Origin of the sequence: Corynebacterium callunae DSM 20147 (assembly GCF_000344785.1) — a bacterium.
In the GTDB taxonomy this organism is placed as follows: Bacteria; Actinomycetota; Actinomycetes; order Mycobacteriales; family Mycobacteriaceae; genus Corynebacterium; species Corynebacterium callunae.
Genome location: NC_020506.1, coordinates 2,147,884 through 2,161,075 on the forward strand (window position 1 = coordinate 2,147,884; position 13,192 = coordinate 2,161,075).

General features: G+C 52.0%; 11 protein-coding genes. 4 read left to right on the plus strand and 7 right to left on the minus strand.

Annotated elements, in window-relative coordinates; genetic code table 11:
• Positions 1 to 106: 106 nt before the first annotated feature.
• A complete protein-coding gene (locus tag H924_RS10055; protein WP_015651858.1) occupies positions 107 to 3,130 on the minus strand; it encodes a translation initiation factor IF-2 N-terminal domain-containing protein in 3,024 nt (1,007 codons plus the stop codon).
• 205 nt (positions 3,131 to 3,335) lie between these two features.
• Between H924_RS10055 and H924_RS10060 the strand changes: the two genes are divergently transcribed.
• Genes H924_RS10060 through H924_RS10070 form a run of 3 tightly spaced genes read left to right on the plus strand, consistent with a single transcriptional unit; the run spans position 3,336 to position 5,576 of the window.
• The gene (locus H924_RS10060) at positions 3,336 to 4,037 is read left to right on the plus strand and encodes a hypothetical protein (RefSeq protein ID WP_015651859.1); all 702 of its coding nucleotides are present in this window, start codon (positions 3,336 to 3,338) and stop codon (positions 4,035 to 4,037) included.
• Positions 4,038 to 4,079: 42 nt separating this feature from the next.
• Positions 4,080 to 5,123 (plus strand): pirin family protein, encoded by a 1,044-nt coding sequence (locus tag H924_RS10065; RefSeq protein WP_015651860.1) that lies wholly within the window; start codon positions 4,080 to 4,082, stop codon positions 5,121 to 5,123.
• Positions 5,124 to 5,576, plus strand: coding sequence for a carboxymuconolactone decarboxylase family protein (locus H924_RS10070; protein ID WP_015651861.1), 453 nt, complete (start codon positions 5,124 to 5,126; stop codon positions 5,574 to 5,576).
• Between the two features lie 52 nt (positions 5,577 to 5,628).
• On the opposite strand, the gene ndk is transcribed toward H924_RS10070, so the two are convergent.
• Entirely contained in the window at positions 5,629 to 6,039 is a 411-nt protein-coding gene (gene ndk, locus H924_RS10075; RefSeq protein WP_015651862.1) for a nucleoside-diphosphate kinase, read from the minus strand.
• A gap of 48 nt (positions 6,040 to 6,087) precedes the next feature.
• Positions 6,088 to 6,408 carry a hypothetical protein gene (locus tag H924_RS10080; protein WP_029703692.1) on the minus strand — a complete coding sequence of 107 codons (321 nt, stop codon included), beginning with the start codon at positions 6,406 to 6,408 and terminating at the stop codon, positions 6,088 to 6,090.
• 49 nt (positions 6,409 to 6,457) lie between these two features.
• Here H924_RS10080 and H924_RS10085 point away from each other — a divergent pair, with 49 nt between their 5' ends.
• On the plus strand, positions 6,458 to 6,799 hold the full coding sequence (locus H924_RS10085) for a GNAT family N-acetyltransferase (protein WP_015651864.1): 342 nt from the start codon (positions 6,458 to 6,460) through the stop codon (positions 6,797 to 6,799).
• Positions 6,800 to 6,855: 56 nt separating this feature from the next.
• Here H924_RS10085 and H924_RS10090 read toward each other — a convergent pair whose 3' ends face one another.
• From H924_RS10090 to H924_RS10105, 4 genes are all read right to left on the minus strand, one after another.
• Positions 6,856 to 7,281 (minus strand): DUF4233 domain-containing protein, encoded by a 426-nt coding sequence (locus H924_RS10090; RefSeq protein ID WP_015651865.1) that lies wholly within the window; start codon positions 7,279 to 7,281, stop codon positions 6,856 to 6,858.
• On the minus strand, positions 7,278 to 8,753 hold the full coding sequence (gene folC, locus H924_RS10095; RefSeq protein WP_029703694.1) for a bifunctional tetrahydrofolate synthase/dihydrofolate synthase: 1,476 nt from the start codon (positions 8,751 to 8,753) through the stop codon (positions 7,278 to 7,280). The genes H924_RS10090 and folC overlap by 4 nt, the downstream gene beginning before the upstream one ends.
• Positions 8,754 to 8,779: 26 nt before the next feature.
• Positions 8,780 to 11,491: a valine--tRNA ligase gene (locus H924_RS10100; protein WP_029703696.1), complete on the minus strand. Its 2,712-nt coding sequence runs from the start codon at positions 11,489 to 11,491 to the stop codon at positions 8,780 to 8,782.
• Positions 11,492 to 11,558: 67 nt separating this feature from the next.
• Positions 11,559 to 13,136, minus strand: coding sequence for a peptide ABC transporter substrate-binding protein (locus H924_RS10105; RefSeq protein ID WP_015651868.1), 1,578 nt, complete (start codon positions 13,134 to 13,136; stop codon positions 11,559 to 11,561).
• Between the last annotated feature and the right edge of the window lie 56 nt (positions 13,137 to 13,192).

Consider the following 13,192-nt stretch of genomic DNA (forward strand, 5'->3'; position numbering starts at 1 on the left):
CTCATTCGCCGCGATATTGGCTAATGGGCATTACGGACACAGCCTAAAACAGCGACTGTCCAAGATTACCCCTAAAGGCAGCTTTAATACAAACTGCCCTTATACCCTATCTGCGTGGGGACTTCTTGGTAGCCCGGCGACGGCGACCCGACTGCGCCTCTTTTACTGGCTCAGCCTGCTGTTTTTCCACTTTTTCCGCCTTTTTCACGGGCTGCGCTGCTGGCTGCTGCGCTTTTACTCGTACCACACGACGGCGATTCCGACGTCCGGCAACCTTCTGGACAACAACCTCAGGTTCTGGGGTGGAAACTACTTCTGGGGTGACTTCCGCAACGGCCTCAACCGCTGGTTCGGCCATGCGGCGTCGAATAGCGCGCCTTCTACTGCGTCCCGGCGCACCCGCGCTGAGCTCGCTAGGCAGGTTGCGGCGAGCCGGCTTCTCCGGCGCCTCAGACGCTGCTTTACGACGTCGCGGTGCGGCCACTTCAGCAACTGGCTTGAAATCCTCTGGCTGTGGAGCACGGTCAGAACGGGAATTTCCGCGGGTATTGCGGCGACGGCGGGGGCTAGCCTCAAATTCCGCCAAGGCTTCCTTATATCCCGCAGCAACCTGGGTAACAACCTCAGCCTTTTCTGCTTCCTTTTCTTCCTCCACAAAATCAGAGACATAGGAAGAACCTGAAGGCTCATCCGGATCCTCATCATCAGCGATCTCCACAGCAGCCGCAGCAATTGCAGCGATCTCATCAGCAGTATTTTCTACTGGATGAACTTCACGCTTTGCATCACGTTCCCGGCGTGCACGACGGCGTGGGCCTTCCTCCGGTTCAACGGTGGACTCCACGACAGACTCTTCAGCATCATCAGCATCATCAAGAACCAAAACAGAGGCAGCTAGCTCCTCAAATTCCTGATCCAAGTCATGCTCATCGTCTTCCACCAAATCACGCATAGCGACAACCATGGGGTGTTCTGCAGGATTTTCTTGCTCTTCCTCCATGCCACGACGGTGACGGCGAGAGCGCTCTTCAGCCTTGGCCTCCACACGCGCATCTACGTTATCTACTGGGTCTTCTTGAATAATGACACCGCGACCCGCACAGTGCTCACATTCGATGGTGAAGGTTTCCAGCAATCCAGCACCAATACGCTTGCGGGTCATCTGTACCAGACCCAGGGAGGTTACTTCTGAAACCTGGTGGCGGGTGCGGTCATTTTCCAAGGCCTCATTGAGGCGACGCAGTACTAGCTCCTGGTTTTCTTCCAGCACCATATCAATGAAGTCCACCACGATCATGCCGCCGAGGTCACGCAGACGCATCTGGCGCACGATTTCCTCGGCTGCCTCAATATTGTTGAGGGTCACGGTCTGCTCTAGGTTGCCACCACCCTTGCCGGTGTAGCGGCCAGTGTTGACGTCAATGACCGTCATTGCCTCAGTGCGGTCAATAATCAAAGAACCACCAGAAGGCAGATTGACCTTGCGGGAAAGCGCCTCTTCCAGCTGAGTGTTCAGGTTAAAGGCTTCAAAGGCATCCTTGCCATCAAAGTCGGCGCGGTTAAAGTGCTCCACACGGCTCACCAGATCAGGTGCCACAGATTGAATATAGGCACGCACAGTATTCCAAGCGCGGTCACCGTCAACGATGAGCGCGCTGAAATCCTCATTAAAGAGGTCACGAATAACCTTCACCAGCATGTCAGGTTCTTCATACATGGTGATTGGCTTGGCGCCGCGGTTCTTCTTTTCTTGTTTGGTGCGTTCCTGAATCTGCTCCCACAAGGTGTGCAGACGGTTCACATCGGCGGCGATATTTTCCTCGGATACACCCTCGGCAGCAGTACGAATAATGGTTCCACCGGAAGCTGGCACCACGCGACCCAAAATTTCCTTTAGGCGCTTGCGCTCTGGTCCAGGCAGCTTGCGGGAGATACCAGCGCTGCGACCGCCTGGTACATACACCAAATAGCGGCCTGCCAGCGAGATCTGAGTGGTCAGGCGAGCACCCTTGTGACCAACTGGATCCTTGGTCACCTGCACCAAAACTTGATCGCCAGACTTTAGTGCCTGCTCAATGCGGCGACCACGACCACCTAGCCCGGCAGCTTTCCAGTCCACTTCACCGGCATAAAGGACACCATTGCGTCCTTTTCCGATGTCAATAAAGGCAGCTTCCATACTTGGCAGCACATTTTGCACCTTGCCCAGGTAAATATTGCCCACCATGGACATCTGGGAATCAGAGGTTACAAATTGCTCGACCAATTTATCGTCTTCAATCACACCAACCTGAGTAACCAAACCGGGGTGATCGTGGCGCTGACGTTCGCGCACCACCATGCGACGCTCAATGGATTCACGGCGTTCCATAAATTCCTGAGTGCTCACCACATGGCGCTTCTTCTTATTTTCCTCACGCATTTCACTGCGACGACGGCGCTGCGCCTCCAGGCGAGTAGAGCCCTTAATTCCGATGGGTTCAGAAACCTGCTCTTCAACTTCGCTTGTCGACGCGACCTCCTTGGCGGGTGCCACCGTTTCTGCCTCGGTACCGCGTCCACGACTGGTACCCCGACGACCGCGGCGCTTGCGCGCCGAACGTTCGCGGGCTTGTTCATCATCGGTATCAGCAATGTCCTCGGTAGGAATCATGGCCGGCGCTTGGAAGATTGGCGCATAGATTGGTGCCTCAGCAGGAGCTGGAGTTACCTCAGGAACAATGTCTTCCAAAAGTTCTGCATGAGCTTCTTCTTTGACTGCTGCTTCAAAGTCATTGGGTTCGATGGCTGCTGCCAACTCGCGCTCAATTTTTTCTTCGATCTGGTGAATTTCATTGGCTACGTTTTTTTCCACGCGCCTTCTGATTTTCTCCACTGGTTCTACTTCAGTTACCACCGGCTGGGAAAGCGTATCGAGTAGCTTTTCCACTTCTTCTTTGCTCAAATTTGATTGGGCAACCTTGACCAGACCGATGCTATCGAGGGCTACCACAATATCTTTGGAAGCCAGGCCTAGTTTTTTAGCCAGTTGGTGCACACGGGTTTTCTCACCCAAGGTACTACGATCAAATTCCGCTGCTAAGACAGCTGAAGATGAAGCTTCAGTTTCATTTACCTGCTTTTTTGGCACAGCAACACTCCTATTTTCTTATCCCAAGATTGCGCAGAAGTCCCGGGCGCTGGCGGGTGAATAACACCCAGCCGCCGCCGCACAGGTAGAGCGACAATCAACACGTCTCTATAAAAAGTTATCGGCCTAATTTTCTATAGGCCTAATACCATTGTTCCACAACTTATGGTTGCGACTGGTATTGCTTTGGCTATAGTTTAAAGTCATGGGAGAAATATTTAAGCAACCACAGTGGTGGAAGTTTCTCCCTGCAACCGTATCTTTTACTCTTAGTCGCATTGCCATTGATGAAAATCTGATACTCGGTGTGCTTCTATTGGCACTCGGACTAGCGAGTTTGGTGCTTATTTTCCCTAGTTATTCTTTTGCTAAAGACATCGATTCCTGGAAAATTCACACCACCAAAGGTGATGAGCGTCGCGCCCTCATGCACCTAGCCGCACCAGCAACCGTATTCCTATTGGATATTGTCGGTGGCCAGACGAGCTTTAACGCTCCCCTACTTTATGGCGCAGCATATGGCGTGACAATTACCTACTCTGCATATCGTCAATCACGCATGCCACTTATTCAAAACCGTGAACGCCTGCAGGAACTCGTCGACAAGCTCTCTTTAGAAACGGTTAGTGCCGCGCAGCTCAATGTGATTGAGGCGCCCCGATCGCAAGCCCTTATTAAAACCCTTTTGGGTTTTGGTGCCATAGATGGCACACGTATTAGAGCACGGCAGGTAGCCCGGGTTTTAGATTGGGATCTTCGAGAGGTGCAGGAGGTAGCCCACTCTTTGCAAGAGCACGGCATCTTAAGTTCCTCGACGATCATGTCCGGTGGTGATCCTGCAAAAGTCTTTTGGGAACTCAGCATTGACGGACTAGCTGCACAGCAAGCTTTAAAAGACGGACGCTAGATAAACTCTAAACAAAACAATCCTTCAGCCCAGGAGACCGCCTTGTCCAATACTGAAACTGCGCCAGAAACCTTTGATTCTGCGCACAATGCCCCAGGTACCGCCCAAAATCCACAGTGTGAAGACGGCGCAAATGTAGAGATCATTACCGCACGTGAAGTTCCACTTGGTGGGCCGCGCGCAATGACTGTGCACCGCACGCTCCCCCAGCGCCAGCGTTCATTGATTGGCGCTTGGTGTTTTGTGGATCATTATGGTCCCGATGATGTTTCCCTGACAGGTGGTATGGATGTGGCACCGCACCCTCATACTGGTTTGCAGACGGTCACCTGGCTTTTTGAAGGCGAGGTCACCCACCATGACGCAGGTGGTAACCATGCTGTTGTTATGCCTGGCGAGGTCAACCTCATGACCGCCGGCGCGGGCATTTGCCACTCTGAAGTTTCCACCACCTCCACCACAACTTTGCATGGTGTGCAGCTATGGACCGTATTGCCAGATAAGGACCGCAATGGTCCACGCCGCTTTGATCACTTTGCACCGGAGGAAGTTGCTGTGGACGGTGGCACCGTGCGCGTATTCCTCGGTGACCTCTTTGGCCAAAGCTCACCAGTTCCAACCTTCACCCCACTGGTGGGCGCCGAAATTCACATCAATCCCGGCGAGACCATCACCTTTGACATCAACCCCGCTTTTGAACATGGTTTGCTTGTCGACGCGGGCGAGGTGCAGCTTGAAGGCATTAACGTCCGCCCCGCTGAGCTTGCCTATACAGGTATTAATGAAACCCAGCTGCGCATTAAGAACACCGGCACCACCCCGGCACGCACCCTGCTCATTGGTGGCGAACCTTTTAAAGAAGACATTGTGATGTGGTGGAATTTTATCGGCCGCGATCACGCTGAAATTGAGGTCTACCGAGAAGAATGGGAAAACCATTCCGATCGATTTGGCGCCACTCATGGATATGTCAGCCATGACCGCGATGGTTTGCACCGTCTGCCAGCCCCAGCGCTACCTAAGGCTGCCATTAAAGCCCGCGTGAATCCAGCACCAACTGCACGACCAGAAATGAGAATTGATTAAATGCGTTCCGAACATGGCCCATACATCGACAAGTTTTTCCCGGAGCCATATAAGAAAATGCGTGAGGTATCTAAAACCCTCCGCAAGATTTACCCCGAGGTAGATCTCCCCGAAGTCCTCATCGAACTTGTTAATGTGCGGGTTTCCCAAATTAATGGATGCGGTACTTGCCTGAGCATTCACGTGCCTCAAGCTCGCCGTGCGGGTGTACCGGAGTGGAAACTTGATGCGCTAGCTGCGTGGCATATGGTTAGCGAGTTCAGTGCCGAGGAACGTGCTGCGCTGCAATTGGCTGAATCACTGACCTTGTTGCAATCCCATGAGGGACACTTGGCTGCGCGTGCTGCTTGCAGTGTTTTTGCCGAAGAGCAGGTAGCTGCATTGGAATGGGCGATTATTACTATTAACGCCTTTAATAGAATCTCCATTGCCAGCGGACACCCACTGCTTTAGCGCATAAAAATGCTCCCAACAACTTGTGTTGGGAGCTTAATTTTTGTCTACTTTAGACGTTTGGGAACCAGATGGAGATCTCGCGCTCTGCGGACTCTGGGGAATCAGAGCCGTGCACAACGTTCTCGCCAACGGTCAAAGCGAAATCGCCACGGATGGTACCTGGGGTTGCTTTAGCAACTGGGTCGGTGCCACCAGCAAGCTGACGCCATGCATCGATAGCGCGCTCGCCTTCGACGATGCCTGCGATCAGCGGTGCAGAGGTGATGAAATCAACAAGCTCGCCGAAGAAAGGCTTGTCAGCGTGCTCTTCGTAGTGCTTTTCAGCGGTCTCGCGGTCTGCAACGCGCAGATCCAGCGCAGCCAACTTCAGGCCCTTGCGCTCGATACGTGCGATGATTTCGCCAACGTGTCCGTTGTTAACACCGTCTGGCTTGATAAGAATAAGGGTACGTTCAGTCATGTTGGAGAATTCTACCCAATGGTGTTCGAACCCGCGCACTAAGGCTAACTAGAGCTGCCTCACAGCATCTGCCACTGCCTCATTTGAAGCACCTCGACTCCACAATTGCGCCTGCCTAATCGCTGCAGCTTCCTGCCCTCGATTTTTTAATTCCACTAATTGCTGAGTTTGTTCCGCGCTAAAGACCACCGGTTTATCCTGCAAGGCAGCTCTACTGCGGATTTTCAGACCAACGCCTAAAGCGATAGCTGCCACCACAATGGCAAGAATTGGAACGATAACTGGGGATCCTGCAAAACGAGTAATTAGGGCAACTGCACAGAAAAGTACGGCTGCAGAAAACGCCAAAGATGACTGTGGATTGCGCATAAGCACTAAGTTACGGTGGATCGCCAAAATTTTCCATAAAGTACACAGCATGACTCTTGTAGACAAGCTCAATAATGAAGTTCAATTCAGCCACAATGAACACCGCAAACAATATGAAATCTCTTATGCCGCAGAAGACAAAGCTGCTGGTTTCACCGCTTATGTCGACAATGAAGGTGGCCGAATTTTCTACCACACTGTCGTAGGCGAAGAATACGGTGGACGTGGCCTTGCATCTATCCTCGTTAAGGCTGCTTTGGAAGATACCCACACAGCAGGACTAACCATTATTCCGCTGTGCCCCTTTGTAAAGGGATATTTGGAAAAGCACCCAATGGAGGGAGTTCGCCCCGGCACTCGCGAAGATATTGAGATCATCAAAAATCTTTAATTAAGCTGGCGGTCGACGTCGCAAAGCAAAAAAGAGGCCCTCGGGCCTCTTCTTTTTTATAGGTGCTGGGTGCTGAGCAAACCGCGTTTCATTCGGTCAATCAAATTTGAGCGCAGATACAGCAGGTAGGCCCAGACGATAACAAAAATTATCGCCGCGAAGCCCATCGAATAATGCACAAAAAATCCCAATAATGCAGCTACCTGCAAAGCAATATTGAGCGGAATTGCCCAACTGTACTTTTGCAAAAATGCCGCAACCAAGTGCGCAACTGCTAAAACAGTGACATAAACCCAGTTGAAGGTGGTCCAGTGGACACCATTATCAACTCTCAAAATCACCGTAAGCACGAGGGCGATGGTGATGGCCTCCATAACCAAGGTGCCAGCCATGACACCTCGGATACCTTTCATAGGATCCTTTACAGGAGCATGCCCAGGTCCAAGTGGTCCGTACTCCACCGCTTCATCGTGCTGGCTCATGCAGGTTCCTTTCCAAAGAGCGTGCGTGCATCACCGGCAGTAACAATGGAACCAGTAATAACCACACCAGAACCGGATTGTACGTCAGTATCCTCCGCCAATTCGATGGCCAATTCCACCGCGCCGGGGAGATCTTCCTGCACGTGAACGCGCTCATCACCATAAATTTCACGGGCATATTCAGCCAGTTCATAGGCATCAAGAGCACGCTCAGATTTGGTCTGTGTCACCACAACTTCATGCAGATAAGGCTCCAAGGCTTCCAAAATGCCACGGGCGTCCTTATCACCAAGAACACCAATAACACCGATGAGGCGACGGAACTCAAAGTCACGATCCAGCGCAGCACCTAGGGCAGCTGCACCATGTGGATTGTGTGCTGCATCAATAAAGACAGTGGGAGCTGAACGCAAGCGCTCCAAACGGCCCGGAGATTCCACCTGTGCAAAACCAGCGCGCACGGTTTCAATATCGAGCATGTGTCCAGCTGATGCACCAAAGAAGGCTTCTACTGCTGCCAACGCCACCGCAGCATTATCTGCCTGGTGTGCGCCAGCAAGAGGCAAGAAGATATCGGTGTATTCGCCACCCAATCCCTTGAGAGTTAGCTGCTGACCACCAACTGCAATGGTGGATTCCACCACACCAAATTCAGTGTTCAAACGAGCAACAGCGGCATCACAATCGATAGCCTGCTGCAAAATCACATTCATGGCCTCAGGCTCTTGTTTGCCCACAATAACCACGTTGCTCTTGGGGTTGATCTCATCTTCAGATGCCGGACGTGGCTTGATAATTCCGGCCTTTTCGCCAGCGATTTCTGCCAAGGTATTGCCCAGGCGGTCGGTGTGATCCATACCAACTGGGGTGATCACAGAAACTTCTGCGTTGATGACATTGGTGGCGTCCCAACGTCCGCCGAGCCCAACTTCCACCACGGCTACATCAACAGGGGCGTCAGCAAATCCGGCATAAGCAAGAGCCACGAGAGCCTCAAATTTGCTCATCTTTGGTCCGCCCTCAGCCTCAGACCAGGCGTCGGTCATCTCGATATAAGGCTTGATTTCCTCATAGATGCGTACAAAATCACGCGGGTGAATTGGCTTGCCATCAATAGCAATACGCTCGGTGACCAGCTGCAAGTGCGGGCTGGTAGTACGGCCAGTTCGACGGTGGAAAGCACGCAGTAAAGACTCCACCATTCGAGTGGTCGAGGTTTTGCCGTTGGTACCAGCAATATGTATCGCTGGGAAAGAGTTCTGTGGCTGCCCCATCAAATCCATCACGTAGCTCATCCGACGGAAAGTGGGATCGATCTTGGTTTCTAACCAACGCTGATCTAGTTCGATCTCGACGGCGGCCAGGCGAGCCAAATCCTCTGGAGTTACTTCCACAGGAGCTGGCTTCTCCCTTTCGCCGGCAAGTTCGATGGGTAGGGAAAGTCCGCTTTCCCCAAGCGTGACATCGCCCATGGTGATGTCATCTTCATGCTGAGCCACTAGGCCAATTCCTCCAGACGCTTATTAATACGTTCAACTTCTTCTTGAGCGACTTGTTGACGCTCACGAATCTTATCTACCACTGCATCAGGAGCTTTGGACAAGAAAGCCTCATTGCCCAGCTTCTTTCCGGTGGTATCCAATTCCTTTTGGGCCGCTGCGAGGTCTTTTTCCAAACGCTTGCGCTCTGCAGCCACGTCCACGGTGCCAGAAGTATCCAGCTCCACGGTCACAGTTGCAGTGCTCAAACGAATTTCCAAGCTGGCAGAGGCAGCAAAATCTGCTTCTGGAGTTTCAATACGAACCAGGGAACGCACGGACTCTTCCAGATCGCTGAGATCACAAGCTGCAAAATCCAGGCGTGCTGGAACCTTCTGAGAAGGCTTCACTCCCTGGTCAGAACGGAAACGACGAATCTCAGTAACAAGCTTTTCGACGTCAGCAATGCGTCGCTTAGCGTCTGCATCAATCTCAACGCCGCCGTTAGTATCGGCAGCGGTTGGCCAAGTGGACACCACGATGGATTCACCATCAGTCAATGCCTGCCACAACACCTCAGTAACAAAAGGCATCGCAGGGTGCAGTAAACGCAGCAGGGTGTCTAGGACATGTCCCAAAATCTTTTGGGTGTGTGCGCCACGTTGGGTGGTGCCCTCGCGAGGGATCTGTACCTTGGCAATTTCTAGGTACCAGTCACAGAACTCATTCCACGCAAATTGGTAGAGCTCTTCATTTGCCTTAGCAAATTGGTAGTTATCCAGGTAAGCGTCGACGTCGGCGCGGACTTCTTCAAGACGGTCCACGATCCAACGGTCAGCATCGGTGAGTTCTTCACGTGGTGGCAAACCTTCGGAAACAGCGCCGTTCATCAGCGCAAACTTCGTTGCGTTGAAAAGCTTGGTGGCGAAGTTACGGGAGCTTTGTGCAGAATCCTCACCAACTGGGAGGTCAACACCTGGGTTTGCACCACGAGCCAAGGTAAACCGCAGTGCGTCAGCACCGTAGTTTTCTACCCAGTCCATAGGGTCAATGCCATTGCCCAAGGACTTGGACATCTTGCGACCATGCTCATCGCGAACCAAGCCGTGCAGGAAGAGATCCTTGAATGGAATCTGCGGGCGACCATCGGTGCCGGTGCCCAAAATCTCTGGGGTTTCCTTGGCAGCGAAAGTGCCGAACATCATCATGCGGGCAACCCAGAAGAACAAGATGTCATAGGCAGTAACCAGCACTGAGGTTGGGTAGAACTTTGCTAGCTCAGCAGAGTTTTCTGGCCAACCCATGGTAGAAAATGGCCATAGTGCAGAGGAGAACCAGGTATCCAAAACGTCAGGATCCTGGACATAGCCTTCTGGAGCCTGCTCATCTGGACCAACGCAGACGATCTCACCATTAGGGCCGTACCAAATTGGGATGCGGTGGCCCCACCACAGCTGACGGGAAATGGTCCAGTCATGCATATTGTCTACCCACTCAAAGAAGCGAGGCTCCAAAGACTTGGGGTGAATAGTGGTGTCGCCGGAACGAACAGCATCGCCGGACATCTTGGCTAGCTCTTCAACCTTGACAAACCACTGCAGAGACAGACGTGGCTCAATGGCTTCACCGGAACGCTCAGAGTGTCCCACGGAGTGTACGTAGGGGCGAACTTCCTTAACAATGCGGCCCTGCGCTGCCAAAGCTTCGCGGATTTGAACGCGGGCTTCTTCGCGGGTTAGACCATCAAATTGGGTGCCGGTATCTGCGATCCTGCCGGTCTTGTCCATGATGGTTGGCATGTCCAGGTTGTGGCGCAGGCCAAGAGCATAGTCATTAGGGTCATGAGCTGGGGTGATCTTAACTGCACCAGAGCCGAACTCAGGGTCAACATAATCATCAGCCACAACCTTGAGGGAAAGGTCATCGCGGAATGGGTGTGGGAAAGTCTGTCCCACTAGGTCCTTGTAGCGCTCATCGTCTGGGTGAACAGCAATGGCGACGTCACCGAGCATGGTTTCCACGCGGGTGGTAGCCACGATCAGGTGTGGCTCATCATCGTTGAGGGAACCGTAACGGATGGAGACGAGCTCGCCTTCTACATCCTTGTAAACAACTTCAATATCAGAAACAGCGGTTTCAAGAACTGGAGACCAGTTAACTAGCCGGTGTGCTTGATAGATGAGGCCTGCGTCGAAAAGCTTCTTAAAAATGGTTTGGACGGCGCGGGAAAGTCCCTCGTCGAGGGTGAAACGCTCGCGAGACCAGTCCACGGAATCGCCGATGGCACGCATCTGGCCACCAATTTTGCCGCCGAATTCTTCTTTCCATTCCCAGACCTTGGCAATGAACTCTTCACGATCGTAGTCGTAACGAGTCTTGCCTTCGGTCTCCTTGAGCATTGCCTCAACCTTGGTTTGGGTTGCAATGCCGGCATGGTCCATGCCTGGAAGCCACAGCACTTCAAAGCCCTGCATGCGCTTACGGCGAGCCATAGCATCCATGAGGGTGTGGTCCAGGGCGTGTCCCATGTGGAGCTGGCCGGTTACGTTTGGCGGCGGCAAAACAATGGAGAATCCTGGCTTATCACTGGATGGATCCGCGGTGAAATAACCCGCATCTACCCATCCTTGGTAAAGATCCGCCTCCACAGCCTTGGGGTCCCAAGACTTGGGCAGTTTGTCTGCGCGGTTTTGGCTGGTGTTCTCATTATTCTGCTCAGTCACGCAGACCATCTTAGCCCCTGTGTCCACATATCAAGTACACGGTCTCTGATCTCTGGCCCAGGGGCTAAAAACTTAACTACTCTTTGGTAATTGCCCAGTAGACTGGAATAGCTTTCCAGTTGACTGAAACATTATCTACAGCCTCGGAATAGCCTCCGACAACATTCGGGTACCACAACGGAATAGCTGGTAGATCACTTAAGAGCAATTCTTGAGCTTGTGCATAGGCGACAAAAGTTTCTTCTTTGGTCGAAGCGGCAGCTGCATTAGCTATTAAGGCATCAAACTCAGGATTGCTGTACTTGGAGTCATTTGAGGCCACACCCGAGGTGTAGTTGGGCCCTAAGAAATTGCCGATGCTTGGGTAGTCAGCAAACCATGCCGTTCGATAAGCCCCGTCAAGACCGGTGGTCCGATATGCATCTCGGAAGGACTTGAAATCTGGGAAAGGATTGCCAACTGCGGCAACACCGAGTTCATTACTAATGCTGTTGGCAACGGCATCCACCCAATCGCGATTTGGAACGTCAGCATTATAGCTAATTTGCAATTCCCCTTCGAAGGGCTCAATTGCTTCTGCCTTATCCCAAAGTTCACGAGCCTTTTCTGGCTGGAAGGTCAACACATCATTTCCCGCAAGTTCGGCATTCCAGCCTTCTAGAACTGGAGAGGTGAAATCAACGGCTGGGGTGTAGGTTCCGTTGAAGATTTCTTGGGAGATCTCTTCACGGTTGATGGCCATGGAGATTGCTTTTCGACGGAGTGTTCCTGCTTCACCTTCAAAGTTTGGTGACTCCATTCGAATCGACAGCTCCAAATAGGATGCTGCTGGCTGATTGACGGAGCGTCCACCCAACTCTTCCTCATAGGTGGTGTAGGCAGATGGTGGAATCAAATCCAGCACATCGAGGTTTCCCGCCAAAAGATCAGAATATGCCGCATCGTTTTGGGCATAGAAAACATACTTCAATCCATCATTTTGAGCTTTACGAGGACCCTCATAATTTTCATTGGCAACGATACGCAATTCCATATTGTGGTCCCATTGCTCCAGCTTGTAGGGACCACTGGAAATAGGATTTTCACCAAAGGCATCGATGTCCTCCCGAGCTGAAGCTGGCATAGGTGCGAAACCGTAATAACCAATGCGCTGCGTGAATTCGGAATCCGGTTGGCCCAGTTCAATGGTGAAAGTGCGATCATCGAGAACTTTAAGACCTTCTAGCGTTTCTACGCCTTCTGCATAACCCTTAATTGGAGAAAAGAAGGAAGTATTTAGCAGTCCATTGGCCACGACGAAGTTCCAGGTATCAACAAAATCAGAAGCTGTAATGGCTGAACCGTCACTGAATTTGATGCCTTCGCGCAAAGTCACCTTGTAAGTGGTCTCATTATCCTGGGTGATGGTTTCTGCCAGATCGTTCTGTGCCACACCAGTTTCATCAAAGTAAACCAAGCCGGAGTAGAGCATATCCACCACTCGCCCGCCACCATTTTCATTGGTATCACCGGGGATTAGTCCGCGCTGTGGTTCAGTTCCATTTACGGATACATAATTGATTTCGGTACTGGGATCGGAGCTGGCACATGAAACCAGCCCGCCTGACAATGCTAAAGCAGTAATAACTGCCATTACCTTTTGGGTCCTTCGCATCTATTTCTCCTTTGGTCCGCCGCTGTTTGCAGCATTAAATCCAGGTCTTAAGCAGG